This window comes from Amycolatopsis nalaikhensis, from assembly GCF_030264295.1.
GTDB classification, from domain to species: Bacteria; Actinomycetota; Actinomycetes; order Mycobacteriales; family Pseudonocardiaceae; genus Amycolatopsis; species Amycolatopsis nalaikhensis.
On record NZ_CP127173.1, the window covers coordinates 6,257,786 to 6,284,519 of the forward strand.

Genomic DNA, 26,734 nt, shown 5'->3' on the forward strand with positions numbered 1-26,734 from the left:
TGACTTTCCTGTGTGGACTTTCCTGAGTGCTGCCGCGGACTACGCGTCGTCCGGCCCGCCGCGCCCCCGGCGGGTGCCCTTGTGGAAGGCCGCGAGCGTGCGCGCGGTGCCTTCCCCCGGCGCGACGACGTCGTCGCTGTCGTCGGGTTCGTTCTCGAGCTGGGCGACGAGGTTCTGCTGCGGTTCGCGCCGCGGCAGCCGCGGCCGGTCGTCGGTGGGCCGCTCGGCCGCGGGCGGCTCGGCGGCCGGCACCGGTTCGGTGACCGCCGGCGGCGCGGCGGGTGCGGCGTCGGGCGGGGTGAGCGCGCGTGCCGGGTACGGCCTCGGCTTCGCGTCTCGCTTCATCGGGATCTGGCCGGTGAACGAGCTGGGCGTGTCCATGGAACCGTTCGAGCTTTCTGCTGCCTTCGGCGCGGGCGCGCCCACCGGGGCGAGGACCGCCGTGGTCTCCGCCGGGGAGGACTCCGGCTCCTCGGCCGGGGTGCCCTGCTGCCCGGCCAGGTGCTGGGACGGGATCAGCACGGTGGCCCGCAGGCCGCCGTAGCGCGACGGGTCGAAGGTGACGGTCATGCCGAGCTTCGCCGCCAGCCGCGCGACCACGAACAGGCCGAGGCTGGAGTCGGCCCGCAGGGCCATCGCGTCGAACTCGGGCGCCTCGGCCATCATCGCGTTGGCCCACTCGCGGACGCCGTCCTTCATGCCGAGCCCCTGGTCCGACACGTCGACGACGACCCCGCGCGCCACCAGGCGGCTGGTGACCTCGACGGGCGAGCCGGGCGGCGAGAACGACGTCGCGTTGTCGACGAGCTCGGCGACGAGGTGGATCGTGTCGGCCACGGCGGAGCCGACGATGGCGACGTCGGCGACCTGCTCGACCTGGACCCGCGCGTACTGCTCGGTTTCCGAGACGGCGGCCCGCAGGACCTCCATCAGGGCGACCGGCTTGCGCCAGCGGCGGCCCGGCTGCTTCCCGCCGAGGATGATGAGGTTCTCGGTGGTGCGGCGCGCGCGGGCGGCGAGGTGGTCGAGCTGGAACAGCGCGGCCAGCTGCGTCGAGTCGTCCTCGCGGCTTTCCATCTCGTCGAGGATCTGCAGCTGCTGGTGGACCAGCACCTGGTTGCGGTGCGCGATGCCGAGGAACACGTTGTGCACACCGCTGCGGGCCTTGGCCTCGCTCGCCGCGGCGTTGACGGCGGTCAGCTGGGCGGTGTTGAAGGCCTCGGCCACCTGCCCGATCTCGTCGCGGCCGTGGTCGAGCTGCGGGAGCTCTTCCTTCAGGTCGACGGGTTCGCCGTTCTTCAGCCGCTCCACGATGTTCGGCAGCCGGTTGCGGGCGAGGTCGAGCGAGTCGTTGCGCAGCCGAGCGAGGCGCGTCATCAGGGCGCGGTCGACGAGCGAGCGGGACACCCGGACCGCGACGATGATCGCCGCCAGCGACGCGAGGAGCGCCAGGATGCTGCCGATGATGACGTTGCGCAGCTGGGCGTCACCGGAGTCGATCGCGGCGGCGGAAACCTTGTCCGCCTGGGTGATCGCGAGGTCGTTGAGGCCCTGGGCGACCTGGGTCGTCGCGTTGAGCCAGTCCGTTTCGGACACCGGCACGCTGTTCTGCTCGCTCGGCGACCACGGCCCGTGCTTGACGATGGCCTGTTCGGCGGTGGCCAGCTGCTGCCAGGCGGTGCTCTTGGTCAGCGCCTGGTACTTGTCGCGGACGCTCGCGTCGAGGAACGGCTCGATGTTCGTCAGCTGCGTCCGGTAGGACCCGGAAAGCTGCGCGAACTGGGCGAAGTCGTCGGGCGCGAAGGTGCCGGCGGAGAAGGCCGTCGACACGAGCGACGTCTCGCGCGACATCGCGTCCCCGGCGCGGAACACCGAGGTCGCGGTGATGCCACCGGTGGCCGCCTCGGCGTCGGGCACGATGCGGGCCTGGGTGTCGAAGAGGTTGGACGCGGTGTCCATCACGCCGTTGTAGTAGCTGTTGACCTGCGCGCGGTCGATGCTGCGGAAGCTGATCTGCGAGCGCAGCACGGGCAGCTGGTCGAACTGCGACTTCAGGGCGTTGACCTTGGAGGCGATCTCGTCCGGCGCGTTGGAGATCGTCGCGTCGAAGGCGTCCTTCAGCGTGCCGAGCTTTTCGTCGGTCGCTTTCTGCTGCTGCTGGAGCCGTCCCGGGCCGAGCGCGGGGTCGTCCAGGTACTGCAGGGCGGTCTGGCGTTCCTTCTGGAACTCGGCGAGCGCGGTGGCGGCGGGGATCGACACCTCGCGCACGGACGCGGCGACCAGCCGGACGTAGACGCCGTTGAAGAGGAAGTAGGAGGAGACCGCGATCCACAGCACCAGCAGCGTCACGCTGGGAATGAGAACGGTCCTGGTCAGCCTTTTGCGGATCGACTTGTCGTACGGCTTGTCCGACTCGTCCTTGTCGTCTTTGTTCAGCACGGCGGTATCACGAACTCCAGAGTGACGGTCGGCGAAGAATGGGGACCCGGACGGGGAAGCGGACACGACGATGGGACACAGGGGCCGCCGTCACCCGTCTTCGCCTCACCCTCCGTGTTGCCGCGGAATCGATCAGGGCCGTTTTTTACCACGAACCCTGGGGGCGCGGTGGTGCTGACCCGCCCCGCGGACGGGTGTCCGCCGGGCGCCGAACACCGTTTACCGAGTGCGTCCGGGCGACTACCGGTATTTCCTCTGGTAACGGCGCCGGGCGGCATTTTCCGTTCTTGCACACTGGGCCGAACGGGTGAAAGTGAATTCGCCCGACCCGACGCGCCGTAGCCCGCGAACCTGCTGCCGCGCCCCGCTTCCGCCCCGCCGCGTGGCGCCTCGCGAACCCGCCGCGGCGCCCGCTTCCAACCCGGCGTGCCGTAGTCCGCGCACCCGCCGCCGCGCCGACTTCCGCGTCAGCAGGGCGTGGCCCGCCAACCCGCCACCGCCCACTCCCAAGCGCCCCAATGTGGCCTTCGGTGCGTCAGACGCACCGAAGGCCGCCTTGGGTGCATCAGACGCAACCAAGGCCACCTTGGGGCGCTTTACAACAGACCGGCTCTTGTCAATCACGCTGTACATCAACTATCGTTCTGTAAACCCAGCCAACGGAGGAGGGTGTGATGAGCGAAGCGACCCCGGTGGTGCCCGCCGGTTCGACCGAGCTGTGGCGCGACCGCAAGCGGTACCTGTGGCTGATCGGACTGGTGGTGCCGTCACTGGCGTTCCTCGCCATCGGGCTGCGCGCGGCCACCGGCTGGGGTGGGTGGTTCTGGATCGGGCCCGTCGTGATCCTCGTGATCGTTCCCGTCATCGACCTCGTCGCCGGGCTCGACCGCAGCAACCCGCCCGACGACGTGATCGAACGGCTGGAGAAAGACCGCTACTACCGCTGGATCACCTTCGCCTTCCTGCCCGTGCAGTACGTCGGCTTCGTCGCCGCGTTCTGGCTGATCGCGCGGGGTGATCTGTCCGTTGTGGACAAGGTCGGGCTGGCCATCTCCATCGGGTGCATCGGCGGTATCGGCATCAACACCGCGCACGAGCTGGGGCACAAGAAGGAGAGCCACGAGCGCTGGCTGTCGAAGATCGCGCTGGCGCAGAGCTTCTACGGCCACTTCTACATCGAGCACAACCGCGGCCACCACGTCCGCGTCGCGACGCCGGAGGACCCCGCGAGCAGCCGCGTCGGCGAGAGCTTCTACCGCTTCTGGCCGCGGACCGTCTTCGGTTCGCTGAAGTCCGCGTGGCGGCTGGAGCGCAAGCGCTACGCCCGGCGGGACCGCCACCCCTTCCGCCTCGGCAACGACGTCCTCAACGCCTGGCTGATGTCGGCCGTGCTGTGGGCCGCGATGATCGCGTGGCTCGGCGTCGGCATCCTGCCCTACCTGGTGATCCAGGCCGTGATCGGCTTTTCGCTGCTGGAGGTCGTCAACTACATGGAGCACTACGGCATGCTGCGGCAGCAGGTGGGCACGCCGGACCGCCGCCGCTACGAGCGCGTGGACCCCAGCCATTCCTGGAACTCCAACAACATCGCCACGAACGTGCTGCTCTACCACCTGCAGCGGCACAGCGACCACCACGCCAACCCGACCCGCCGCTACCAGACCCTGCGCGACTTCGCCGAGTCCCCGGTGCTGCCCACCGGCTACGCGGGGATGATCGTGCTGGCGTTGGTCCCGCCGCTGTGGCGCCGGGTGATGGACCCGCGCGTGCTCGCCCACTTCGACGGCGACATCTCGCGCGCCAACATCCACCCCGCCAAGCGCGCGAAAGTCCTCGCGCGGTATGGAACCCGCGTCACGGCCGCGGCCGTCGAGGAGCGCGCCGACACGCACGGCGACGCGACCGAAGGCGGCATGTGCCCGGGCTGCGGCTACGTCTACGACGAGAAGCTCGGCGACCCGCGCGAAGGCTTCCCGGCCGGTACGCCGTGGTCGGCGATCCCGGACTCCTGGTGCTGCCCGGACTGCGGCGTGCGCGAGAAGGTCGACTTCGTCGCGCCGGGACGGGTGGGTGCGTGATGCGGATCGAAGCGGACCGCGGCAAGTGCGACGGCCTGGGCATGTGCGAGGCGATGGCGCCCGACTTCTTCGAGGTCGGGGAGGACGGCACCGTCGTGGTCCTCGACGAGCGGCCCGGCGAAGACCACCGGCAGGACGTCGCCGCGGCGGTCGACGCCTGTCCCGTACTGGCCTTGAAGCTGCTGTGACGCTCGTCGTCGTCGGCGCTTCGCTGGCCGGGCTGCGCGCGGTGGAGTCCGCGCGCCGCACCGGGTACCGCGGCCGGATCGTGCTCGTCGGCGCCGAAGAGCACCTGCCCTACGACCGGCCGCCGCTGTCCAAGGCGTTCCTCGACCCCGGCCACCCCGGCGAGGTGACGCCGTTCCACCCGGAAACCGTGCTGCGGGACGAACTCGGCGTCGAACTGCGGCTGGGTGCCCCGGCGGAAAGCCTCGACACCGACGCGCGTGCGGTGGAAGTCGCCGGCACCACCGTCCCCTACACCGCGTTGGTCATCGCCACCGGCGCGACCGCGCGGACCTTCCCCGGCGCACGGTCGCTGCGGACCGCCGAAGACGCCGTCGCGGTGCGCGCCGCGCTGGACCGGGGTGCGCGCACTGTCGTGATCGGGGCCGGGTTCATCGGCTCGGAAGTCGCGTCGGCGGCGCGCAACCGCGGTCTGCCGGTGACGATCGTGGAGGCCGCGCCCGTCCCGCTCGTCCGCGCGGTCGGTGCGACGGCCGGGGCCGAGCTGGCCGCGCTGCACCACGAGGCCGGGACCGAGCTGCGGCTCGGCACCGAGGTCGCCGGGATCGGCGACGACGGCGTCCGGCTGTCCACCGGCGAAGTCCTGGCGGCGGACCTCGTGGTCGCGGGCATCGGCGCGGTCCCGGCCACCGGCTGGCTCGAGGGCAGCGGGCTCACCCTGCACGAGCGCGACGGCGGAGTCGTCTGCGACGCGACCCTGGCGGCCGGACCGCCGGGCGTCTACGCGGCGGGCGACGTCGCCCACGTGGCGAACCCGCTCTTCGACGGCGAGCCGATGCGGCTCGAGCACTGGACGAACGCGGCCGAGCAGGGTGCGGCCGCCGTCCGTCACGCGCTCGATCCCGCGTCGGCTCGCGCCCTGGCAGCGGTGCCGTACTTCTGGTCCGACTGGTACGGCCACCGCATCCAGTTCGTCGGCACGCCGCACGCCGACGAGGTCGTCTCGGCGGACGGCGTGACGCTGTACCGCCGCGGTGACCGCATCACCGGCGCGCTCACCGTCGACCGCCCGCGCGAGATCATGAAGTACCGCAGGCGGATCGCCGCGCGCGCCGCGTGGGGAGAAGCGCTGGCCTTCGCGGGGACGGCCTAGAATGCCGATCATGAGCGGGGCACTTCCGGCACCGGCCGCGGGCGGCCAGTACCGGCGGCCGATCATCACCGCGGCGATCGAGCTGACCGCGCGGTCCGGCTGGCCGGCGGTCACGATGGCCCGGCTGGCCGAGGTCGTCGGCGTCAGCCGCCAGACCGTGTACAACGAGATCGGCTCCAAGACCGCGCTGGCCGAGGCGATGGTGGCGCACGAGCTCGACCGGTTCCTCTCGGTCGTCGACGCGGCGTTCGACCGCCACCCGGACGACCTGGTCGAGGCGATCTACGACGCCGTCCGCGCGGTCCTCGAGCTGGCCGACGACAACGTCCTGCTGCGTGCGATCGCCTCGGCGACGCACGGCACGGCCAACGAGCTGCTCCCGTTGCTCACCACCCGGGCGGGCACGCTGCTCACCCAGGCGAAGACCATGCTGGCCGAGCGGGTGCGGTCCTACCGGCCGCCGCTCGCCGACGAGCGGATCGCGGTCGTGATCGACCTCGTCGTCCGCACCGTGCTCAGCCACGTCATGCAGCCGTCGGACACCCCGGCTCGCACCGCGGACGCACTCGCCTGGCTGGCGGCCCGCGTCCTCGGCGTGGACGCGAGCCCGCCGCTGCGGCACACCTGAGCTCAGCGGAGCCCGTGCCGGTCCAGCCACGCGGCGATCTCGGTGCCGATCTCCTTGGGCCGGTCCTCCTGGGCGTGGTGCCCGGCTTCCCCGCCCGCGACGACGTCCAGCGCGGCGATGTTTTGCTCGCACCAGCGCCGCATCCGGTCGTCGATGAGCAGGGTGGGGGAGCCTTCGAAGGTCAGGAGCAGCTTCGGCGTGTCCGTGCTCGCCGCCAGCCATTCGCCGTAGGCCTCGATGCGCGCGACGAGCTGCGGCCGGCTCGCCGCCGAGCGGCAGCTGCCGGGCCCAGGCCAGCACGGGGCGGCGGCTCTCGGGCGTCGGGAACGGCGCGAGGTGGACGGCCAGCTCGCCGGCGCCGAGCGGGGTGCGCACGCCGCCGGTGAACGCCTGCCGGATGAACGAGTCCTGGGCCAGCACCATTTCCTCGCCGACGCCGGGCGTGCGGATCTTCCGCGACCGCTCGGCCGCCTGCGGCGACAGGTCGGTCCACGCCATCGGCTTGACGAACGTCTCGAAGAACGCCACCCCGCGGACGCGGCCGGGGTGCCGGGCGGCGTGGTCGAAGGCGAGCGCGCCACCCCAGTCGTGCCCGACCAGGACGACGTCGTCGAGGCCGAGGGCGTCGAACCAGGCGTCGAGGTACCGCGCGTGGTCGGCGAAGGTGTAGCCGATGTCCGGCTTGGCGGAGCGGCCCATGCCGATGAGGTCGGGGGCCAGCAGCCGCCCGCCGCCGACGTGCGGCAGGACGTCGCGCCAGCCGTAGGACGAGCTGGGGTTGCCGTGCAGGAACACGATCGGGGTGCCGCTGCCGGATTCTTCGTGGTGGAGGGTCATGTCAGGTCCCTTCGAGCGGGGTGTCGAGGAGGAGGGTGAGGTCGCGGGTGAGCGCCGCGGTGCGTTCGCCGCGGCGGCCGCCGAGCGGGGCGAGCAGGCGGTCGAGCAGCTCCGCGACGGTGGCGATCGCCGGTTCGACGACTTCGTGCCCGCGGGCGGTGAGGCGCAGCCGGACGGTCCGGGTGTCGGTGGTGTCGCGGGCGCGTTCGACCAGGCCGTCGGCGTCGAGGGTGCGGGCGAGCTTGGAGACGTACAGCGGCTCGAGGCCGGTGTGGTCGGCCAGTTCCCGCTGGCTCGGGGTGGTCCCGGCGCGTTCCAGCCCGGCGAGCGAGGACAGGAAGACGTACTGCGCGTGCGTCAGGTCGAGCGGCGCCAAAGCGCGGTCAACGGCCACCCGCCATTTCAGGGAGAGGCGCCAGACGAGGTGCCCGGGAGTGCTCATGCCAAATACAGTACATGGCTACTAAGTACATGGCTACTATTTCCGGCGGAGGCCGTCGACAAGGACGGCGACCATGCGCCGCCCCTGCTCCGGGGCACGACCGGGCAGGGGGCGGCACAGCAGGGCGATCGCTTCCAGGAGTTCCTGGGCGCCGATGTCGCCGCGGATCGCACCGTCGGCCGACGCGGCGTCGAGAAGCTCCGCGAGCACCGGACCGAGCCGTTCCATGAAGTAGCCGGGCAGGCTTTCGAACGCCGGATCGCCCGAGTGCAGCGCGGACGCCAGGCCGCGTTTGGCGCCCAGCAGGTCGACGTACCGGTCGATCCAGCGCGAGAGTGCCTCGGCGGGCGGGTGTGCCGAACCCAACTCGGGTCCGGCGTCGGCGAGGGCGTCGATCCCGGTCCGCACCACGGCTTTGACCAGGTCGGAGCGCTGCGGGAAATGCCGGTACAGGGTGCCGACGCCCACCCCGGCGCGATCGGTGATCTCTTTCGCCGGCGCGTCCACGCCGGAGGTGTCGAAGACGGCTCGGGCGGCGTCGATCAGCGCCTCGACGTTGCGTCGCGCGTCGGCGCGCAGACGGCGCGCTTCCTGGGTCACTCCGCACCTCTCCTGTCGTCGGTTGCATAACCGGAAAGTCTTTCCGTATAGTTCCGGAATAGCTTTCCACTTACGGCGAGCATACGCACCCCACGGGAGTGAAGCCATGCAGTACCGCACGCTCGGCCGGACCGGGATCAAGGTCAGCCCCTACGCGCTGGGCACGATGATGTTCGCGACGTCCTTCGGCAACCCCGACGCCGACGACTCCGCCCGCATGCTCCACAAGGCGCTGGACGCGGGCATCAACTTCATCGACACCGCCGACGCCTACGGAGATTCCGAAGACGTGGTCGGCAAGGCCCTCGAGGGCCGCCGTGACGACGTCGTGCTCGCCACCAAGTTCGGGCGCCCGGTCGACGCGAACCCGCACCACCAAGGCGCGTCGCGGCGCTGGATCGTCACCGCCGTCGAGAACTCGTTGCGGCGCTTGCGAACCGACCACATCGACCTCTACCAGGTGCACCGCACCGACCCCGGCACGGACATCGAGGAAACGCTTTCCGCGCTGACCGACCTGCTCCGCAGCGGCAAGGTCCGCGCGATCGGCACCTCGCAAAGTCTCGCGTCCGACATCGTCGAGGCGCAGTGGGTCGCCGAGCGGCGCGGCCTGGCGCGGTTCCGCACCGAGCAGTCGGCCTACTCGATCCTCAACCGCGGGGTCGAGCGCGAGGTGCTCCCGCTCGCCCAGCGCTTCGGCATGGGCACGCTGATCTGGGGCCCGCTCGGCCAGGGCCTGCTCACCGGCCGCGTCCGCAAGGGCGGGGAAAACGACCTGCGCCGCGCCCCGCTGCTGAGGCACCTCACCGACGAACGCCGGCTCGACGTCGTGGAGGAGCTGGTGCCCCTGGCCGCCGAAGCGGGTCTGCCGATGACGCACCTGGCGATGGCGTTCGTCATCGCGCACCCCGGCGTCACGAGCGCACTCCTCGGCCCGCGGACGATGCCCCAGCTCGACGACCTGCTCACCGGCGTCGAGGTCAGGCTCACCGACGACATCCTGGACCGGATCGACGAAATCGTCCCGCCCGGCACGAACGTCGGTGCCCTCGACCAGAACTACCAGCCACCCGCGGTCGCGGACCCGAACCTGCGCCGCCGTCCGCTCGCCGATCGCGCGGCGGCCTGATCAGGCGGCGAGCTCGCGGATGCGGGCCATGGCCGCCCGGACCTCGGCGAACCCCGTGGTGAGCGGGCTGAGGCCGACGCGGATGCCGTCGGGGCGGCGGAAGTCGATCAGCACGCCGTTCTCGATGAGCACCCGCGAAAGCCGCTCGGCGTCGGGGTGCCGGAGCGTCACGTGGCCGCCGCGGCGGGCGTCGTCGCGGGGCGAGGCGACCGTGAACCCCAGCGGGACGAGCCACTCGTCGGCCAGGTCGATGACCCACCGGCCCAGCGCCACGGCCTTCGCCCGCACCCGCTCGATCCCGGCCTCGGCCAGCAGCGCGACGCCCTCCTGGACGCCCACCATCCCGAGCACCGGCGGCGTGCCGGACAACGCCCGCCGGATGCCGGGCGCGGGCACGTAGTGCTCGGCCATGCCGAAGGTGTCGGCCGCGCCCATCCAGCCGGTGATGGGCTGGCCGAACGCCTCGTGGTGGCGAGCGTTGACGTAGAGGAACGCAGGCGCGCCGGGCCCGGCGTTGAGGAACTTGTACGTGCAGCCGACGGCGAAGTCGGCGTCGGCCGCGTCGAGCGCGACCGGGACCGAGCCGACGCTGTGACAGAGGTCCCAGACCACGAGCCCGCCGCGGTCGTGCACCAGCCGCGTGATCCCGGCCAGGTCGGCGATCGCGGCGGAGCGGTAGTCCACATGGGACAGGACGACCGCCGCCGTGCGCGGCCCGGTGACGGCCGCGACGTCCTCGGCCCGGACGTCGTCGGCGTCGATCCACCGGACCGTGTGGCCGCGTTCGGCGGCGACGCTCTCGGCGAGGAACCGGTCGGTGGGGAAATTGCCGGTGTCGATGACGATCTCGTCGCGGCCCGGCCGCAGCGCGACCGCCGCCCGCAGCACCTTGTACAGGCACACGGACGTCGAGTCGGCGACGATGGTCTGCCCGGGCGCGGCACCGAGCGCGACGCGGCCGAGCTCGTCGCCGATCTCTTCGGGCAGCGTGAGCCACCGCTCTTCCCACGACCGGATGAGCCGCGCGCCCCACTGGTCGGCGACGACTTCCTGGAGCCGGGCGGCGGTGGCGCGCAGCGGGCGGCCCAGCGAGTTGCCGTCGAGGTAGGCGACGACGCCGGGGTCGGTGATCGGCAGGAAGCGGTCGCGGAAGCCGGCCAGCTCGTCCGCGGCGTCGAGGCGCTCGGCGTCCTCCGGCGTGGTCAGCGGTCCTTCTCCTTGAGCCGCACGGCTTCCTTGCGCACCTCGGCCTGGGTGGCGCGCTCGCGCACCAGCCAGTCGGGGCTTTCCGCCTTGAGCGCGTCGATCTGCTCGGTGGTGAGCGCCTCGGTGATCCCGCCGCGGGTGAGGCCGCCGATGGAGACTCCCAGCTTGGCCGCGACGACCTGCCGCGGGTGCGGGCCGAGGCGGCGCAGCTCGCGCAGCCACTCGGGCGGGTCGGCCTGCAGCGCGTTCAGCTCGTCGCGCGAGACGACGCCCTCCCGGAACTCCGCGGGGGTGGCCTCGAGGTACACACCCAGCTTCTTCGCCGCCGTCGCGGGTTTCATCGTCTGGGCGGTCTTGTGCGACGTCATGCCGTCCAGGGTAGCCAGCGTCACTCCCGGTAACCTGACCCGGTGACCTCTTTCAAGCTCGCGTACGTCCCGGGCGCGACTCCGGCCAAGTGGGTGCGGACCTGGGGCGAGCGGGTGCCGGAGGTGCCGCTCGAGCTGGTGCCGGTCGCCGCGGCCGACGCGACGGGCCTGCTCCGCGCGCGCGAAGCCGACGCGGCGTTGCTGCGGTCCCCGATCGACCGCGACGGCCTGCACGCGATCCCGCTCTACACCGAGACGACGGTGGTCGTGGTGCCGAAGGACCACCTGGTCGCGGCGGCCGACGAAGTGTCCACAGCGGACTTGGCGGACGACGTCGTGCTGCACCCGCTGGACGACACGCTCGAGTGGGCGGCGCTCCCGGGCCGTCCGGCGGTCGCGCGGCCGGAGACGACGGCGGACGCGATCGAGCTGGTGGCGGCGGGCGTCGGCGTGCTGGTTGTCCCGCAGTCACTGGCCCGGTTGCACCACCGCCGCGACCTGACGTACCGGACGGTCACCGACGCGCCGCAGTCGAGCGTCGCGTTGTCGTGGCTGGAGGACGAGACGACGGACCTGATGGAGCAGTTCATCGGGATCGTCCGCGGCCGCACGGTCAACAGCACGCGCGGGAAGCCGCAGCAGGCCCCCGCGGAGCGCAAGCGCCCGAAGCCCGCGCCGGAGCGGCGGCGCGGGGCCGCGCGGAAGCCGCGTCGCCGCTAGTTCGTCCGGTTCGCCGCGCAGACGCAGTTGCCGTCGGCGCGGTCGGGCAGGTCGGGGTCGTCGAACCAGAAGCCGTTCTCGCCGAGGTACCGGAACTGGATGACGGTGCCGGGCGCGACGTCGACCGAAGCCGAGCGACGGCCGTTGGAGCGCGGGGTGAGGTGGTGGCGGCCGGGCGTCCAGTCGTTGAAGGAACCGACGACGCTCACCCGTCCGGGTGGCGCTCCGATCGGCAGGCTGAAGGTGACGCGCTGGGTGCCGGCCCGGCTCTTGCTGATCTTGATCACTCGCTGACGGCCTTTCGCGGAGACGGTTCGTGCGGGGCGTGCTCGGCACTGAGCGCGGACATGATGGCACAGGTGTGACGGTTCGGTCACCCGGAGTGCCCGAAGGGGGGACGACGCCGCTCAACGGTTCGCCACCGACCGGGTGGTCCTGCCGCGATCCATGATCATCTTGCTGCCGGACGTGCTTTGAAGTGCGAAACTGGCAGCCGTGACCGTCGCCGCTGATCGTCAAGTCAAGGACCCGTGTGCCTGGCTCAGCGCCGTCACCCACGAGCTCGCCGACGTGCATCCGGCCGAGACGCGAGCCGTGCTCTTGACGGTGTGGGACGGGCTGGTCGCCGCCCGGCTGGCCGGACTCCACGCCGCCGCGGCTTCGCCCCGCTGGCGGGCCCGGCAGCGCCACGCCGAAGCGGTCGAGTTCGACCTGGCACTGGTGCTGGCCCGCCGGTGCACGGTGGGCACCGGCCTGGCCATCCCGGCCCGGCTGCGGGGAGCCGCGGTCGCCTGGCCGGTGTCCCGGGCCGACGCCGCGGTGGCCGCGATCATCGCGTTCTGCGGCGCGGCGGAGGGAACGCTGAGGCGGGCGGGCGAGCTGACCCCGGTGTGGGAGGACAGCCTCCTCGGCCCGGTGGCGCTGACCCGCTGGCTGGCGGACTCCTGGACGGGCAAGCACACCGGCTGCCCCCTGAGCCTGCCGGTACCCCCACCAACCTGGTGGCGCTGACCGCGACCGGCCTTCCGCTCGGCTTGCGCGGTCGTGAGTGTTTAGGGCGGTTAGAACCGCCCTAAACACTCACGACCGGCGGGCCCTCGGGCGTGTCCGTCAGGGATGGCTGGGCCGGGCGTGGATCCGGCGGGCGAGAGGAGGCCGGGGTGAGCGACTCAGCCCCGCCCGCGAGACTCCCCGACGCGACCCGCGTCGCCGTCCGCGCTCTGCTGCTCGCCGAACTCACCGCCGCCGGGGTGCGGGCGCGCGCCGCCGGGTGGCCGCCCGGCCAGGTGGTCGAGCTTTTCACCGAGCGGCTGCGGCTGGCGGCCGAGGATGGCCAACGCCGTCGTCACGATCCGGTCCAACCTCGCCGGTTCGGTGAGTGCCGTGGCTAGCCAGTCGTCGCGCGGCGAACCCCGGTGCGGCGACGGGTCCCGGCCGAACAGCAGGCGGACCACCGCCGTCACCGCCGCGGCCGGGTCGACGCCGCGGTCGAGCCGGGCTTCGATCGCGCGCAACGCCTGCTCGGCGAGCCCCGCCAGCCGGACGTCCTCGGCTTCGTGCGGGCCGACCAGCGCCAGCGCGGGCAGTTCGGCCGCGGTGTCCGACGGCATCGGCGCGACCGGCGCCTGCTTGTGCCCGAGCGGGCGTTCGACGTGCTCGGCGTGCCACTTCGGCCGGGTCCGCATCGCCGCCAGCACCCGCCGCACCTCGCGGTCGAGCGTGTCGCGGCCCGCCACCGGCTCGCCGGTCACCTGCGCGCGGCGCGCCGCCCAGCCGTCGAGCGGCCAGAGCTCGGCGCCCGCCGTCGCCGGTACACCCACCCACACCAGGATCTGCACGGCCAGGTCGCACAACCACGGGTCGCCGCCGAGGGCTTCGCCGAGCCAGGCCGGGAGCCGCGGCCGTTGCAGGGCCCCGATTTCGCCGCGCCGCCGCCGGTGCGCGTCGACCGTCGCCGGGTTGAGCCGGGTCGACAGCCAGCCCTCGAGGTTCTCGATCGGGTCCGTCGCGCGCCGCAGGGCGTGCTCCACGACCGCTTCGACGTCGTCGTGGAAGCGGTCGAGGCAGTCGGGCCGCAGCCACTCGAGGCCGCGGGCGCAGTCCGGGTGCCGCCGCTGCCGTTCCAGCGGTTTGGTGACGCGCGTGAAGACCAGTGGCCACGCGACGGTGTAGACCGCCCCGCGCAGCCGGGCGAGGTCGTGCGGCGGGGCCGCCGACGCCGAGCCGGCGAGCCTGCCGTCGCGGGCCAGCCGCCGGACCCCGTCGACGTCGGCCGGTCCGATCGCCGCATGCGTGCTGCCGGGCACCCTTCCTCCCGAAGTCGTCAACGGGGAAATGGTCGATCAGCCCGGCGAGCGGCAACGGCCGTCGGCAGGCCGATTCGCGGCCGGACTGGCCAGCGACTGGCCACCCCGGAATCACCTGATCAGCTCAGCCGATACGCCCGATCGCCCGGAAGTCCGCGTGCCACAATCGAATTCCCATGGCACACGAGGACGGTCTGCTCCGGGAACTCACCACCCTGCGCCGGGGGTGGGGGCTCGAAACCGAACGGCTGCGAAGCCGGCTGGGCCGCTCGTGTCCGGCTGGTGCGAAATCCACCGGACGACGAGCGACCGCGACGCGCGCCGCGTGCTGCGCGAGGCGATTTCCGCGGCCATCGCGGAGTTCCCGGCCGACGACAGGCTGGCGGTGAACGTCGCGCTCGGCATCGCGCCCGGCGCGCAGCACGCCCTGCTGAGCGACCGGGTCGGGGTCCTCGCCGAACGGCTGAGCGTCTCCGAGCGCACGGCGCGCCGCCGAATCGACCGCTCGTTCTCGCGGCTCGCCGCCGAGATCGAGGCGGGCACGCGGCCCCGCGACGACGTGCCGGACCCGGACCAGGGCTGGTTCGTCAAGCGGCTCAAGGCCCTGGTGCGGCTGGACACGCCCGAGCCGGAGCTGATCGAGGAACGCCTGATCGTCGCGACCCGCGAGGGGCTGACCCGGATCTCGGCGCAGTTCACGGTGCCCCGCACGGAGGACGGCCTCGACGGCGAGCGCGAAGTGGCGGCCGACGCCCAGCACGGCGTCCGCATCGCCGCGGCGGAACGCGAGGGGCAGCGCCACTTCCGCTGGCTGCTCGACCTGCCGCGCCCGCTGGCCCGCGGCGAAACGCACACGTTTTCGCTGGTGATCCGGGTGCGCGACGGCCTGCCGATCCGCCCGTCGTACGCGTTCGTGCCGCTGGTGACGTGCGAGTCGTTCGCGGTGCGCGTCCGCTTCGACCCGGCGCGCCCTCCGCGATCGGTGTGGCGCCTGGACCGCGTACCGGTCTCGGTGCTCGCCGACCCACCCCAGCCAGGGGAGTCGCTACCGCTGGACGGCGCGGGCGAAGTGGCGCAGGACTTCGCGGCCCCGCAGCTCGGCTACGCATACGGCCTGCGCTGGCTGCCCCAAGATATTCCTTGACATGAATATTCCCTCAAGTGAATACTCGGCCGAATGGACGACACGGCGGCAGCGTTGGGCGACGCGTCCCGCTGGCGCCTGGTGGAGCTGCTGGCGGAGCGCCCGCGTTCAGTGGGTGAGCTGGCCCAGCTGACGGGCCTGCGCCAACCCCAAACCACCAAGCACCTCCAGACGCTCGCCCGAGCGGGCCTGGTCACGGTGTTCCCCCTCGGTCAAAGACGCGTCTACGCCCTCGAGCCACAACCGCTGACGGCGTTGGCGGACCGCCTGCGAAAGCTGGCGGAAACCACGGAGGGCCACGCGGAGGAGCGGCAGGTCCTGGCGCGGTACCGAGCGGCGATAGAGGCGGAGTCGGCAGCGGCGGAGGGGGACCACTGGGCGGACGGCCGAGGCTTCACGTTCGAGCGCGCGCTGAAGGCGTCGCGCGAGGAGGTCTGGCGCTACTGGGTGGACCCGGTGCTGCTGGCGTCGTGGTGGGTCCCGAGGCCGCTGACGGTGACGGCGTGCGTGCTGGAGCCCCGGCCGGGCGGCCGGGCACTGCTGGACTACCGCGACGCGGACGGCGAATACCGCTCGGAGGGTCAGGTCCTGGCGGCCGAGGAGCCGGAGCGCCTGACGTTCGACATGTCGGTGACGTGGCCGGCGTCGTTCACGGCCCACTACGACTTGAAGCTGACGGAGTCGGCGAAGGGCACGCACCTGCACCTGGACATGCGCCTGGAGGCGACAACGGTGGCGGCGGTCCCGGCGATCGCGGCCATAGAAACGGGCTGGAACGAGGTCCTCGACAACCTCACGGAAGCACTGACGGAAGGAAGCCGATGACGAGGGGCCGCCGCATAACAGCGAACCTGAGCCTGACACTCGACGGCCGCTACCACGGCCCGGCGGGCCCCGACGACTTCGAGGCGTTCATCCCGTACGTGACGACGGACGTGTCCCGCGACCACATGGCCCGGATGTGCGAGGAGGCGACAACGGCGGTACTGAGCCGCGCCAACGCGGAGCACTTCATGGACTTCTGGCCACGAATGGCCGACGACCCGACGGCGGATCCTCGAGACCGAACGTACGCGAAGTGGCTCCTGGACGCCCAAAAGGTGGTCTTCTCGACAACGGTGACGAAGTCCCCGTGGGACCGAACCCGCATGGTGAACGGCCCGGCGGCGGAGATCGTCAAGAACCTGACGGGCACGGTGTTGATCAACAGCAGCCCAAGCGTGCTCAAGCCACTCCTGAAGGCAGACCTCGTAGACCGCCTGTACGTGATCGTGTGCCCCGAGATCACGGGCGGCGGCCAACGCCTGTTCGAAGAGGGCTTGCCGAGATCGAAGTGGACGTTGACCGACCACGAGGTGGGCGGTCAAGGCGAAATGGCGATGACGTACGACCGCGCACGCTGACAGACCAACGGAACCACACGGGCGCCGGGGGTCCGGGGGTTGTCCCCCGGGCGACATGAAGGAGCCGGGAGCGTCGCCGAAGGCAAGCGACGGGCGGGTGGGGCGGGCGGGGCTCGAACCCGCGGCCAAGGGATTATGAGTCCCCTGCTCTAACCAACTGAGCTACCGCCCCCTGGCCTCGGCGCGCAGGCGGCACGAGGATTTTGCGTGTGCAAAGAAGTCCCAGTTCGCTCCAAGTTATCACAGCGGCCATCCGGGGAGATCCGGTAGGCCAATCAGGTTGAAGTGGCGTCCGGGTGGCGCAGGCTCGTCTAGGTTGCAAGGGCGTCACCGCTGAACGGAACGGCGGGAGGGTGAGCGATGGCCTCGGCACCACAAGCCACCCGGTCCGGCCGGGCGTTCCGGCTGGCGTTGCTGGACGCAGTCACCGCGGGGGCGGGCTTGGGCTACCTCGCGCACCAGTACCGGGAGGCGCTCGTGGCGAACTCCGCGGCCATCGGCCTGGCGCTGCTGTTCGCGTGCGCCCTGGGGTGGGTGATCCGCGCGGCGGCGCGCACGCTCTCGCGGGCGGGGTCGCGGGTGGACGCGATTTTCGCGGACGAGCTGGGCAAGCCGTCGCCGCGGCCTCGGTGAGCGGAAACCGTTGGCGGGCAAGGTAGTGACGGCGGATTCCGTTCCGCGTCGGTGAGCCCCGGAAGTCATCGTTACTCGCGATGTATTCCGGTTTGTACGGCGTATGTACGCGGCCGTTGGAGGCTCGGCGCCATGAACCGCATCCTGACCGCCCGGGCCCAGTCCCGGCGGACGTTGTTCCGCGGCAAGATGATCCACGAGTCCCACCACGTCATGCAGGGCTTCACCTCCGACAACGTCAACCTCTTCTACAAGAACGTCTTGGTGGGATAAAAGTGAAACTCGCATCCACACTCCTGGCCGCCGCGGTGGCCGCGGCCTCCTTCACCGGGGTAGCCACAGCACAAGCAGCGCAAGCCGCCCTCCCGGTCTGCCCCGTGATCGTCAGCCACGGCGGCTACCCGACGGGCGCGAACCCCTGGGACCGCGACCAACTGCGCGCCCCCAACAACTTCAAGGCCGTCGACACCCTGATCGGCCAGGGCTCCGGCGGCTTCGAGGCCGACGTCCAGCTGACCAAGGTCGCCGTCGGCAGTGACGGGACCGTCAGTGGCAAGGCCGTCATGTGGCACAACACTTCGACGCACGGCCTCGACGGGGTCAAGAAGAACATCACCGACATCTACTGGTCCTCGGGCAGCGACAAACTCCAGGGCCGGACCCTGCAATGGGGGCCGTACAAGGGCGAAGGCATTTACTCGCTGCGCCAGTGGCTGGACCACGTCGCCGCGAAGGGCGCGTACGCCGAGCTGGAGATCAAGTCCGAGACGAAAGTGTTCCTGGTCAACGGTTCCGCCGCGGTGAAGGCCAAGGCGTGGAGCGAGATCACCGACCCGGTCCGCGAGCGCTACCAGAGCCAAGCCATCACGGTGTACTCGCACGACCCGGACATCGCCGCGGCCCTGAAGTCCCGCGTGGCGGCGGGCACCTTCCCGGCCGTTCTCGGCGGCGGCCCGTCGTGGCCGGACACCGTGAAGTGGGAAGAGCCGCCGCCGTCGTGGAGCGGGAACTCGGCGAGCTGGCAGGCCAACCTCGCGACCGCGCCGAAGCGCGTCGCGACCAGCTGGACGCCCGACTACAAGAAGTGGCTCGCCGGGCGCTGTTCCTGAATCACGCGACGCGGTACCAGCAGTTGCCGATCGGCCCGGCGCTGCTCAGCTCCACCGGGTCCAGCCGGACGCGGGTGCCGCCCGGGTGGTCGAACAACCGGACGCCGTCGCCGAGCAGGATCGGCGCCACGTGCACCAGCACTTCGTCGAGGTGCCCGGCCTCGAGGCAGCGGCGGGCCGTCGCGGGGCCGAGCACCGCGACGTACCCGTCGCCCGCCGCCGCCGACGCGCGGGCCACCGCTTCATCGAGATCTTCGATGAGCGTGAAGCCCGGTGACGGCTTCGCGTCGCGCGTCACGACGAAGATCGGGCCCCGCCAGCGACCGCCGTAGACCTCACCCTCCGCCGTCGTCGCCGGGGCGTACGTGCGATGCCCCATGAGCACCGCACCGATCTCGCCGAGCACCCGCTCGACGACCGGGTTCGGCCCGGCGTGCAGGCCGCCGAGCCAGGTCATGTCGTCGGCGGGGCCGGCGACGAAGCCGTCGAGGGACATCGTGATGTGGTAGAGCAGCTTGGCCATGGCGCCGCCTTTCGGGAGGGACTCGTCACCCCGTACCGACGGCCCGCGCCCGGAAAACTCATCGGTCAGGCCGGGACGAGCTCCTCGACCGGCGCGGAAGCGGCGTACCGGCGCGCCATGGTCGCGCAGACGATCAGCTGAATCTGGTGGAACAGCATCAGCGGCAGCACGATCAGCCCGACCTGGGCGTGCCCGAACAGCACCGTCGCCATCGGCAGCCCGCTGGCCAGGCTCTTCTTCGACCCGCAGAACACGATGGTGATCCGGTCGGCGCGGGCGAAGCCGAGCAGGCGCGCGCCCCAGCCGGTCGCGGCCAGCACCGCCGCGAGGAGCACGCCGCACACCACCAGGAGCACCAGCAGGTGGCCGACGTCGAGGCGGTGCCAGATTCCTTCGGTCATGCCCGCGCTGAACGCCGTGTAGACGACCAGGAGGATCGACCCGCGGTCGAACAGCTTGAGCGGCGCGGAGTTGCGGGTGATCCACGCGCCGATCCAGCGCCGCGCGAGCTGGCCGGCCACGAACGGGGCCAGCAGCTGCAGCACGATCCCGAGCACGGCCGAGCCGTCGACCCCGGCGCCGTCGCCCGCCAGCAGCAGCGCCACCAGCAGTGGCGTCAGCACGATCCCGGCCAGGTTGGACAGCGACGCGCTGCAGATCGCGGCCGCGACGTTGCCGCGGGCGATCGAGGTGAACGCGATCGACGACTGCACCGTCGAGGGCAGCACCGCCAGGAACAGCACCCCGGCGGCGAGCTGGGCGGGCAGCACGGACGGCGGCAGCAGGAACAGCGCCAGGCCGAGCAGCGGGAACAGGACGAACGTCGCCGCGAGCACCACTGCGTGCAACCGCCAGTGCCGCAACCCCTCGAGGGCTTCCTGGGTGGACAGCCGCGCGCCGTACAGGAAGAACAGCAGCCCCACCGCGACCGTCGTGGCCGTGCCGAACCCGTCGGCGACCACGCCGGACGCGGGCAGGAGGGTGGCGACGCCGACGGTGGCGAGGATCGCGAGGACGAACGGGTCTAGCCGGAACCGGGACATGGATCTCCTTCCACAGGAATTCTCGGCGAAACCACGCTCATTGTGAACCCCGATGACCGGACTGACTGTCATCGCGAATCGCGATAAGCTGCGTCCGTGCTGGACCCGCGCCTGTGCCGTTCGTTCCTCGCTGTTGCCGAGACGCGCAGCTTCACCGCGGCCGCGCGGCGCCTCGGCGTCGGCCAGCCCACCGTCAGCCAGCACGTCCGGCGCCTCGAGCGCGACGCCGGCGGGCTGCTCTTCGCCCGGGACACCCACACCGTCGAACTCACCGCGCGCGGGCAGGCGATGCTGGGCTTCGCACAGACCATTGTGGACACCGAAGAGCGCGCGGAGCGGCACTTCCGCGGCGCCGAGCTGCGCGGCCGCGTGCGGTTCGGCGTCTCCGAAGACTTCGCGCTCGGCGAACTGCCGGAGATCCTGCACCGGCTGCGCCGCAGTCATCCGCTGGTCGACGTCGAACTGACCGTCGAGCTTCTCGGACGTCCTGGCGCAGCGGCTGCGCGCCGGGCAGCTGGACCTGGTGCTGGGCAAGCGCCGTCCGGGTGCGCACCACGGACGGTTGCTCTGGCGGGAGCCGCTGGTCTGGATCGGCTCGGCGGCCACGGTGCTCGAGCCGGGGGAGCCGGTGCCGCTCGTGCAGTACCCGATGCCCTCGATCACGCGGCAGCTCGCGGTGGAGTGCCTCGAACGCGCGGGCCTGGAGTGGCGGGCCGCGTGCCAGACGTCGAGCCTCACCGGGCTACGGGCCGCGGCGGCGGCCGGGCTGGGCGTCACGCTGCACGCGCGCAGCCTCGTCCCGGCGGACCTCGTCGAGCTCGACGGCCTGCCCGAGCCGGGCGACATCGAGTTCATGCTGCTGGCGCGTGAATCGACGGAGGGACCGGCCGCGGCCTTGGAGCGGTTCGTCCTCGACCGCGTGCGGCGCTGATCAGTCCTCTTCGCCGGTCAGGAGTCTTCGGAGCCGGGCGAGCGCGCGGTGCTGGGCGACGCGGACCGCGCCCTGCGTCGAGCCGACCGCCGCGGCCGTCTCCTCCGCGGACAGCCCGACGACCACCCGCAGCACGACGATCTCGCGTTGTTTCGCGGGCAGGACGTCCAGCAGCCGGACCAGCCGCTCGTTGAGCTCGAACCGCAGGACCCGCTGCTCCGGCCCGTCGGCTTCGGAGACGCTGTCCGGGATCTCGGGGACCGGGTCGGTGCGGTTGCGGGCCGCGGCGCGGTGCGCGTCGGCGACCTTGTGCTGGGCGATGCCGTAGACGAACGCGAGGAACGGGCGGCCCTGGTCGCGGTAGGACGGCAGCGCGGTGAGCACGGCGAGGCAGACCTCCTGCGCGACGTCGTCGGCCGAGGTGAACGAGCGGTCGTGGCGGCCGACGCGGGCCCGGCAGTAGCGGACGACCAGCGGGCGGATGGTGGCGAGCAGGCGGGCCGTCGCGGCTTCGTCGCCGGCGATCGCGTCGGCGACCGGCTCGTCGTGGCGTCGCCAGTGGGCCGGGAACGCCGTGGGCAGCTGGCTCGCGGCGATCTCCCGCACGAGGGCGCGGCTGCGCACCCGCAGCAGGGTGCCCTCGACGTCGAGGCCGACGCGCAGCGAGTCGTGCAACGCCGTGTTGGCCTCGCGCAGCAGCTCGGTGGTCGCCCGATCCCCGTACTCGGTTGCCGGCATGGTGCTCACCTTTCCCTGTCGGGCTGGTCGCCGGTGCGGTGCCGCCGGAGGCGTTCGCGCACGTGGCGGAGGTTGGAGCGGACGGTCGCGGGTGCGATCCGCAGCGCCTTCGCGATCTCGGCCGGGGTGAAGCCGTCGAGGGACCAGGCCAGCACCATCCGCTGCTGGCCGGGCAGGGCCGCGAGCAGGCCGAGCAGGTCCGCGTGCTGGTCGGCCAGCGCGGCGAGCTTTTCGTCGTCCCGCGGGTCGCCGGCCAGTGACCAGTCCGTGCGGGCGTCGGCCGGCGCGGCGAGCAGCCGCCCGGCGACGCGGCGGACCCAGGCCCGCGGGTCTTCGGCGGTCGGCCAGGCCTCCAGCAGGTGCAGCATCGCCTCGGCGGCGACGTCGCGGGCGGTCTCCACCTCGAACCCGGCCTTGCACAGGAACGCCACCAGCGGCGCGAAGTCGGCGCGGAAGAACGCGTCGAACTCGTCCCGACCGCACACGGGCCCCTCACCACCCCTCGCCTCCACTGGAACAGGAGCGGCGAGGTGACCGCCACGTGTAACGATCCGATCAAGACTGCCCGGTAGGAGTAATGGTCCGCGTCCCTTCGGTGACGCGCGGTGACGTATGGGGGCGGAGATCTCGGGTACCCGATCTCGATGACCCAGCGAGACACGATCCAGCGCCTCCTGCGGGAGGCCGGCCCGACGTACGCCGCGGAGGCCGGGATCAAGCTCGCCGACAAGCCGGCGCCGCTGTACCGGCTGCTGGTGCTGTCGGTGCTGCTCTCGACCCGGATCAAGGCGGGCATCGCCGTCGACGCCGCCCGTGAGCTGCAGGCCGCGGGGATGGGCACGGCCAAGGGCATGGCGGACGCGACATGGCAGCAGCGGGTCGACGCCCTCGGCCGCGCGCACTACAAGCGTTACGACGAACAGACGGCGACTGCGCTCGGCGAAGGCGCGAAGTACGTCCTCGACGAGTACGGCGGCGACCTGAGACGGGTGCGCGAGGCCGCGAACGGCGAATTCCGGACACTGGCGGGGCTCCTGCGGAAGGTGCCCCGGCTGGGGCCGACCGGTGCCGAGATCTTCACCAGGGAGGTCCAGTTGGTGTGGCCGGAGTTTCGCCCGCACCTCGACGGGAAAGCCTTGCGGGGTGCGGAAAAGCTCGGCCTGCCGACGCAGCCGGGCAAGCTCGCGAAGCTGGTGCGGGACGACGACCTGGCGCTGCTCGCCGCGGCGCTGGTCCGGGTCTCGCTGGAGCGCGGACTGGCCGATCGAGTGACGTGATCGACATCGAGATACCGGGAAGAAGGGCGTACTCTCGTGTGTTGCAGTCTTGGTTGCCCGGAGGGTGAGCCGGGGACCGAAGCCAAAACCTCCTTGACCCACGCGGATGCGCTCGCGCGCCCGCCGCGGTCAAGTCGGTTGACGCGCCATGACAATGGGAAACAGAACGCATAGGGAGGTGAACGAAGGAAATGGAAGCCACGATGACGGGCTGGGCGGAACTCGCGGCCTGCAAGGACGAGGACCCGGAACTGTTCTTCCCGATCTCCGAGGTCGGCCCCGGCGCCCGGCAGACGGCGCAGGCGAAGGCCGTGTGCGCGCGCTGCCCGGTGCGCGCCGAATGCCTCGGCTACGCGCTCGACAACGGCCTCGACCACGGCGTCTTCGGCGGCACCACGGCGGTCGAACGGCGCCGGCTGGTGCGCACCGCACCGCAGCGGCACCGAGCCGCCTGAACGCCTGCCGGTGACTTCCTCCCGGCGGTCTCGAGCGAAAACAAACGCGATTCCGGAGAAATACGGTTCCGGGCCAACGCGTGCCCGGGTGGGTGATTCCCGCGTGAATCACCCACCCGGGTTTTTTGCTGCCATTCCTTCGTGCGCGGCGCACGGTCGCCGCCCCGCGCCGGTCACGGGCGGTCGGGCAGCCGTCACGCTCCCGTGGTCATCGTGCCGAGTCGCCCGGCCAGGTTTCGGGCAGGTCCCAGGCTTTCGCGGTGGCGGACTCGAACGCCGCCATCGCCGACACCAAGCCGTGCTCGACCGTGAGCAGGGTGACGCCGAACCAGCGGAACCGGGTTTCCCCAGGCCGCCGAAGGTACGTCGCGACCGCGGGCTGGCGGTTGGCCCGGGTCGGCAGCATCCGGAACCGTCCGACGCAGTGCGGTGAGGCCGGGTCCATGGACAGCGAAAGCGCCTTGACGATCGCGTCGCGGCTGCCGAACCACAGCGCGTAGGGCGGCATGACCGCCTGGGCGTCTTCGTGCAGCAGCCGGGCCACGGCGCCGGGGTCGCCTTGTTCGTAGGCGGCGATGAACCGCTTGAGCAGCGCGGTTTCCGTGGCCGTCGGGTCGGCGGCCGTCCACTCGGCACGGTGGGCGGGCAGCCGCTCACGCAGGGTCGCGCGGGCCCGCTGCAGCGCGCTGTTCGCCGACGCGACGCTCGTTTCCAGCTGGGCCGCCGTTTCCTTGGCCGACCACCCGAGCACGTCGCGCAGGACCAGCGTCGCCCGCTGCCGCGGCGGCAGGTGCTGGAGGGCGGCGAGGTAGGCGAGCTCGATGGTTTCGCGCTCGACCGCGGCGGCACCCGGGTCGTCCGGCGCGACGACGTCGAGCAGCCGGTCCGGGTACGGCTCGAGCCACGGGAGGTCGACGGCGGCGATCGGCCCGTCCGGTTCCCCGGACGGCCCGAGCTGGTCGGGCAGGACCCGCCGCGGCCGCCGGGCGAGGACGTCGAGGCACGCGTTCGTCGCGATCCGGTACAGCCAGGTGCGCGCGCTCGCCCGGCCTTCGAAGCCGTCACGGGCCTTCCACGCGCGGAGGAACGTCTCCTGCGCGAGGTCTTCGGCGTCGCTCAGCGAGCCGAGCATCCGGTAGCAGTGCACTTGGATTTCCCGGCGGTGCCGCGCGACGAGCGTCTCGAAGTCCGGACCCACCCGGGCACGCTAGCGCACCCGGGGCTGGGAGACTGCCGCCATGAGCGGAACGGTGCTGGTGCTCGGCGGACGCAGTGAGATCGGGCTGGCCGTGGCAAAACGGCTGGTCAACGGCGACACGCGGCGGTTCGTGCTGGCGGCACGGCCGGGCGCGGACCTGACCGCGGAGGTGGCCGCGCTGCGCGAAGCCGGCGCCGAGACCGTGGAAACGGCCGAGTTCGACGCCGACGACCTTGCCGCGCACGGCCCGTTCCTGGCGGAGGTGGCGGCGGCCCACGGCCCGCTCGAGGTGGTCGTGCTGGCGTTCGGCATCCTCGGCGACCAGGCGCGAGCGGAGCGGGACGCGGCCCACGCGGCGGCGATCGTGCACACGGACTACGTCGCCCAGGTCGGAGTTCTGACCCACGCGGCGAACCTGCTGCGCGAGCAGGGCCACGGCAGCCTGGTCGTGTTCTCGTCGGTCGCGGGGGTGCGCGTGCGCCGCGCGAACTACGTCTACGGCTCGGCGAAGGCCGGGCTGGACGGCTTCGCGTGCGGGCTCGCCGACGCGCTGCACGGCACCGGTGTCCACTTGCTGCTCGTCCGGCCGGGTTTCGTGATCGGCCGGATGACCGAAGGGATGTCGCCCGCACCGTTCTCCAGCACGCCGGACCAGGTCGCCGACGCGACGGTCGCCGCGTTGCGCCGCGGCCGCGGGGTCGTCTGGGTGCCCGGGGTGCTCCGGCCGGTCTTCTTCGCGATGCGCCTGCTGCCACGCGCCCTCTGGCGGCGGATGCCGCGCTAGCGGCCGCTGTGGCCACGGCCACAGCACTTCCGCGTGCCCGCGCCGGTACGGTCCGTCGCGGAAATCGGCCGAAGGGCTCGTTCCGGATCGGCCGATCGGGCAGCGTCACAGGTTTTCGACAACTTTCTCAGCTGATTCCCAGCTACGGCGGTGATCCTCGAATACGGGGTCGGAGGTTCACCAGAGGGAAGCAAGGGGAAGAGTCGTGCTGCTGTCGTCCCGGGGGCGCCGCATCGGCGGGCGCGTCGCGCTCGGCGTCGTGTCGACGCTGGTGCTCGCCGCCACCGGGTACGCCTGGTCGCAGCTGAGCAAACTGGACGCCGGCATCGTCACCGCCGACGTCATCCCGCCTTCCGCGCAGGTCGACGAGGAAGACACCGTTCCCGGCGAACCGCTGAAGGTCGCCCAGAACATCCTGCTCGTCGGGATCGACGCCCGGACCGACGCGTACGGGAACCCGTTGCCGCAGAACGTGCTCGACGCGTTGCACGCCGGAAGCGGCGACGACGGCGGCGACACCACCGACACGATGATCGTCGTGCACATCCCGGCGGGCGGGGCGGCGGCCACCGCCATCTCGATCCCGCGCGACTCCTATGTGGACATCGCGGGCGGGTACGGCAAGCACAAGATCAACTCGGCGTACAGCCGCGGCAAGAACGCCGCGATGTCCGGGTTGCGCGCCCAGGGCCTGAGCGGCCCGCAGCTGGAGGTCGCGGCCAACGCGGCGGGCGCGAAGACGGCGATCCAGACCGTCGAGAAGTTCACCGGGCTGACGATCAACCACTACGCGGCGATCAACCTCGCCGGGTTCGACGCGCTGTCGCAGGCCGTCGGCGGCGTCGAGGTGTGCCTCAAGGAGCCGGTGCACGACAGCTACTCCGGCGCGGACTTCCCGGCCGGGCCGCAGACGCTGTCCGGCGCGCAGGCGCTCGCGTTCGTCCGGCAGCGCCACGGCCTGGCCAACGGCGACCTCGACCGGATCGCGCGGCAGCAGGCGTTCCTGTCCGGGATGGCGAAGAAGGTCCTCAACGCGGGCACGTTCACCGACGTCTCCAAGCTGAACTCGCTGGTCAGCGCGGTGCAGGGCGCGGTCGTGCTCGACAAGGGCTGGGACGTCCTGAGCTTCGCGCAGCAGCTGCGCGGGATGACGTCGGGCGCGATCGCGTTCGTCACGATCCCGGTGCAGAGCCTGTCGCTGCAGACGCCGTCCGACGGCGACGCGGTGAAGGTCGACCCGGCGCAGGTCCAGCAGTTCGTGCGCACCGCGATCAGCACGCCCGCGGTCCAGGCGTCGGGCGACGACTCGATCGGCGGCGTGAAGCCGGTCGCGGCGACGGCCACCAAGACCGCCGACGCCAAGCAGCCGACGGCCACCTCGGCCGCCGGCTGCGTGAACTGATT

General features: G+C 71.9%; 30 protein-coding genes, 1 tRNA gene and 2 pseudogenes. 18 read left to right on the plus strand and 15 right to left on the minus strand.

Annotated features, from left to right (window positions below):
* Positions 1-39: 39 nt before the first annotated feature.
* Positions 40-2,439: a sensor histidine kinase gene (locus tag QP939_RS30615; RefSeq protein ID WP_285449648.1), complete on the minus strand. Its 2,400-nt coding sequence runs from the start codon at positions 2,437-2,439 to the stop codon at positions 40-42.
* Positions 2,440-3,113: 674 nt separating this feature from the next.
* Between QP939_RS30615 and QP939_RS30620 the strand changes: the two genes are divergently transcribed.
* The 4 genes from QP939_RS30620 to QP939_RS30635 are packed head-to-tail and all read left to right on the plus strand — an operon-like array spanning position 3,114 to position 6,484.
* Positions 3,114-4,517 carry a fatty acid desaturase gene (locus QP939_RS30620; protein ID WP_285449649.1) on the plus strand — a complete coding sequence of 468 codons (1,404 nt, stop codon included), beginning with the start codon at positions 3,114-3,116 and terminating at the stop codon, positions 4,515-4,517.
* Complete coding sequence (locus QP939_RS30625) at positions 4,517-4,705, plus strand: ferredoxin (protein ID WP_285449650.1); 189 nt, start codon at positions 4,517-4,519, stop codon at positions 4,703-4,705. Before QP939_RS30620 ends, QP939_RS30625 begins: the two co-directional genes overlap by 1 nt.
* A complete protein-coding gene (locus tag QP939_RS30630) occupies positions 4,702-5,856 on the plus strand; it encodes an NAD(P)/FAD-dependent oxidoreductase (protein WP_285449651.1) in 1,155 nt (384 codons plus the stop codon). Before QP939_RS30625 ends, QP939_RS30630 begins: the two co-directional genes overlap by 4 nt.
* A gap of 1 nt (position 5,857) precedes the next feature.
* Positions 5,858-6,484, plus strand: coding sequence for a TetR/AcrR family transcriptional regulator (locus QP939_RS30635; protein ID WP_285449652.1), 627 nt, complete (start codon positions 5,858-5,860; stop codon positions 6,482-6,484).
* A gap of 2 nt (positions 6,485-6,486) precedes the next feature.
* On the opposite strand, the gene QP939_RS30640 is transcribed toward QP939_RS30635, so the two are convergent.
* The 4 genes and pseudogenes from QP939_RS30640 to QP939_RS30655 form a co-directional block, all read right to left on the minus strand.
* The gene (locus QP939_RS30640; RefSeq protein ID WP_285449653.1) at positions 6,487-6,627 is read right to left on the minus strand and encodes a hypothetical protein; all 141 of its coding nucleotides are present in this window, start codon (positions 6,625-6,627) and stop codon (positions 6,487-6,489) included.
* A 76-nt stretch (positions 6,628-6,703) separates the two neighbouring features.
* Positions 6,704-7,321: pseudogene (locus tag QP939_RS30645) on the minus strand (haloalkane dehalogenase); the annotation flags it as partial.
* Position 7,322: 1 nt separating this feature from the next.
* Positions 7,323-7,763 (minus strand): MarR family winged helix-turn-helix transcriptional regulator, encoded by a 441-nt coding sequence (locus tag QP939_RS30650; protein WP_285449654.1) that lies wholly within the window; start codon positions 7,761-7,763, stop codon positions 7,323-7,325.
* Between the two features lie 36 nt (positions 7,764-7,799).
* Positions 7,800-8,363 carry a TetR/AcrR family transcriptional regulator gene (locus tag QP939_RS30655; RefSeq protein ID WP_285449655.1) on the minus strand — a complete coding sequence of 188 codons (564 nt, stop codon included), beginning with the start codon at positions 8,361-8,363 and terminating at the stop codon, positions 7,800-7,802.
* 106 nt (positions 8,364-8,469) lie between these two features.
* On the opposite strand from QP939_RS30655, the gene QP939_RS30660 reads away from it, so the two are divergent.
* The gene (locus QP939_RS30660) at positions 8,470-9,492 is read left to right on the plus strand and encodes an aldo/keto reductase (RefSeq protein WP_285449656.1); all 1,023 of its coding nucleotides are present in this window, start codon (positions 8,470-8,472) and stop codon (positions 9,490-9,492) included.
* Here QP939_RS30660 and kynU read toward each other — a convergent pair whose 3' ends face one another.
* Both kynU and QP939_RS30670 read right to left on the minus strand, forming a co-directional pair.
* The gene (gene kynU, locus QP939_RS30665; protein WP_285459883.1) at positions 9,493-10,698 is read right to left on the minus strand and encodes a kynureninase; all 1,206 of its coding nucleotides are present in this window, start codon (positions 10,696-10,698) and stop codon (positions 9,493-9,495) included.
* Positions 10,695-11,066 (minus strand): DUF5997 family protein, encoded by a 372-nt coding sequence (locus QP939_RS30670; RefSeq protein ID WP_285459884.1) that lies wholly within the window; start codon positions 11,064-11,066, stop codon positions 10,695-10,697. Before QP939_RS30670 ends, kynU begins: the two co-directional genes overlap by 4 nt.
* Before the next feature lie 42 nt (positions 11,067-11,108).
* On the opposite strand from QP939_RS30670, the gene QP939_RS30675 reads away from it, so the two are divergent.
* Positions 11,109-11,786, plus strand: coding sequence for a LysR substrate-binding domain-containing protein (locus tag QP939_RS30675; protein ID WP_285449657.1), 678 nt, complete (start codon positions 11,109-11,111; stop codon positions 11,784-11,786).
* On the opposite strand, the gene QP939_RS30680 is transcribed toward QP939_RS30675, so the two are convergent.
* Positions 11,783-12,073 (minus strand): early set domain-containing protein, encoded by a 291-nt coding sequence (locus tag QP939_RS30680; protein ID WP_285449658.1) that lies wholly within the window; start codon positions 12,071-12,073, stop codon positions 11,783-11,785. The two genes, QP939_RS30675 and QP939_RS30680, sit on opposite strands and share 4 nt — an antisense overlap.
* Before the next feature lie 208 nt (positions 12,074-12,281).
* Here QP939_RS30680 and QP939_RS30685 point away from each other — a divergent pair, with 208 nt between their 5' ends.
* Positions 12,282-12,797, plus strand: a complete 516-nt coding sequence (locus QP939_RS30685; protein ID WP_285449659.1) for a hypothetical protein — start codon at positions 12,282-12,284, stop codon at positions 12,795-12,797.
* A gap of 158 nt (positions 12,798-12,955) precedes the next feature.
* Here QP939_RS30685 and QP939_RS30690 read toward each other — a convergent pair whose 3' ends face one another.
* Positions 12,956-14,092: a hypothetical protein gene (locus tag QP939_RS30690; protein ID WP_285449660.1), complete on the minus strand. Its 1,137-nt coding sequence runs from the start codon at positions 14,090-14,092 to the stop codon at positions 12,956-12,958.
* Positions 14,093-14,363: 271 nt separating this feature from the next.
* On the opposite strand from QP939_RS30690, the gene QP939_RS30695 reads away from it, so the two are divergent.
* The 3 genes from QP939_RS30695 to QP939_RS30705 are packed head-to-tail and all read left to right on the plus strand — an operon-like array spanning position 14,364 to position 16,639.
* Positions 14,364-15,236, plus strand: a complete 873-nt coding sequence (locus QP939_RS30695; protein ID WP_285449661.1) for a hypothetical protein — start codon at positions 14,364-14,366, stop codon at positions 15,234-15,236.
* Positions 15,237-15,269: 33 nt separating this feature from the next.
* The gene (locus tag QP939_RS30700; RefSeq protein ID WP_285449662.1) at positions 15,270-16,061 is read left to right on the plus strand and encodes a metalloregulator ArsR/SmtB family transcription factor; all 792 of its coding nucleotides are present in this window, start codon (positions 15,270-15,272) and stop codon (positions 16,059-16,061) included.
* The gene (locus QP939_RS30705) at positions 16,058-16,639 is read left to right on the plus strand and encodes a dihydrofolate reductase family protein (RefSeq protein ID WP_285449663.1); all 582 of its coding nucleotides are present in this window, start codon (positions 16,058-16,060) and stop codon (positions 16,637-16,639) included. Before QP939_RS30700 ends, QP939_RS30705 begins: the two co-directional genes overlap by 4 nt.
* Positions 16,640-16,737: 98 nt before the next feature.
* Here the strand turns inward: QP939_RS30705 and QP939_RS30710 are convergent.
* Positions 16,738-16,811: transfer RNA gene (locus tag QP939_RS30710), tRNA-Ile, on the minus strand.
* A gap of 188 nt (positions 16,812-16,999) precedes the next feature.
* Here QP939_RS30710 and QP939_RS30715 point away from each other — a divergent pair.
* The 3 genes from QP939_RS30715 (at position 17,000) to QP939_RS30725 (ending at position 18,381) form a co-directional block, all read left to right on the plus strand.
* Positions 17,000-17,272, plus strand: a complete 273-nt coding sequence (locus tag QP939_RS30715; protein ID WP_285449664.1) for a hypothetical protein — start codon at positions 17,000-17,002, stop codon at positions 17,270-17,272.
* Between the two features lie 132 nt (positions 17,273-17,404).
* Entirely contained in the window at positions 17,405-17,545 is a 141-nt protein-coding gene (locus QP939_RS30720) for a hypothetical protein (RefSeq protein WP_285449665.1), read from the plus strand.
* Positions 17,546-17,547: 2 nt separating this feature from the next.
* On the plus strand, positions 17,548-18,381 hold the full coding sequence (locus QP939_RS30725) for a hypothetical protein (protein WP_285449666.1): 834 nt from the start codon (positions 17,548-17,550) through the stop codon (positions 18,379-18,381).
* A gap of 1 nt (position 18,382) precedes the next feature.
* Here the strand turns inward: QP939_RS30725 and QP939_RS30730 are convergent, their stop codons facing one another.
* Both QP939_RS30730 and QP939_RS30735 read right to left on the minus strand, forming a co-directional pair.
* Positions 18,383-18,904 carry a dihydrofolate reductase family protein gene (locus QP939_RS30730; RefSeq protein WP_285449667.1) on the minus strand — a complete coding sequence of 174 codons (522 nt, stop codon included), beginning with the start codon at positions 18,902-18,904 and terminating at the stop codon, positions 18,383-18,385.
* Positions 18,905-18,969: 65 nt separating this feature from the next.
* Entirely contained in the window at positions 18,970-19,947 is a 978-nt protein-coding gene (locus QP939_RS30735) for a bile acid:sodium symporter family protein (protein WP_285449668.1), read from the minus strand.
* A 96-nt stretch (positions 19,948-20,043) separates the two neighbouring features.
* Between QP939_RS30735 and QP939_RS30740 the strand changes: the two are divergent.
* A pseudogene (locus QP939_RS30740) lies at positions 20,044-20,878 on the plus strand (LysR substrate-binding domain-containing protein).
* On the opposite strand, the gene QP939_RS30745 reads toward QP939_RS30740, so the two are convergent.
* On the minus strand, positions 20,879-21,616 hold the full coding sequence (locus tag QP939_RS30745) for a sigma-70 family RNA polymerase sigma factor (protein ID WP_285449669.1): 738 nt from the start codon (positions 21,614-21,616) through the stop codon (positions 20,879-20,881). It abuts the pseudogene before it with no gap.
* 5 nt (positions 21,617-21,621) lie between these two features.
* Positions 21,622-22,101 carry an RNA polymerase sigma factor gene (locus QP939_RS30750; protein ID WP_285449670.1) on the minus strand — a complete coding sequence of 160 codons (480 nt, stop codon included), beginning with the start codon at positions 22,099-22,101 and terminating at the stop codon, positions 21,622-21,624.
* Positions 22,102-22,260: 159 nt separating this feature from the next.
* Between QP939_RS30750 and QP939_RS30755 the strand changes: the two genes are divergently transcribed.
* Both QP939_RS30755 and QP939_RS30760 read left to right on the plus strand, forming a co-directional pair.
* Positions 22,261-22,893: an endonuclease gene (locus QP939_RS30755; RefSeq protein WP_285449671.1), complete on the plus strand. Its 633-nt coding sequence runs from the start codon at positions 22,261-22,263 to the stop codon at positions 22,891-22,893.
* A gap of 191 nt (positions 22,894-23,084) precedes the next feature.
* A complete protein-coding gene (locus tag QP939_RS30760; protein ID WP_285449672.1) occupies positions 23,085-23,348 on the plus strand; it encodes a WhiB family transcriptional regulator in 264 nt (87 codons plus the stop codon).
* Positions 23,349-23,556: 208 nt separating this feature from the next.
* On the opposite strand, the gene QP939_RS30765 is transcribed toward QP939_RS30760, so the two are convergent.
* Positions 23,557-24,546, minus strand: coding sequence for an RNA polymerase subunit sigma-70 (locus tag QP939_RS30765; protein WP_285449673.1), 990 nt, complete (start codon positions 24,544-24,546; stop codon positions 23,557-23,559).
* Positions 24,547-24,586: 40 nt separating this feature from the next.
* Here QP939_RS30765 and dprE2 point away from each other — a divergent pair, with 40 nt between their 5' ends.
* Together dprE2 and QP939_RS30775 are read left to right on the plus strand one after the other, a co-directional pair.
* Positions 24,587-25,330, plus strand: coding sequence for a decaprenylphospho-beta-D-erythro-pentofuranosid-2-ulose 2-reductase (gene dprE2 / locus QP939_RS30770; RefSeq protein ID WP_285449674.1), 744 nt, complete (start codon positions 24,587-24,589; stop codon positions 25,328-25,330).
* Positions 25,331-25,535: 205 nt separating this feature from the next.
* Complete coding sequence (locus QP939_RS30775; RefSeq protein ID WP_285449675.1) at positions 25,536-26,732, plus strand: LCP family protein; 1,197 nt, start codon at positions 25,536-25,538, stop codon at positions 26,730-26,732.
* Positions 26,733-26,734: the final 2 nt, after the last annotated feature.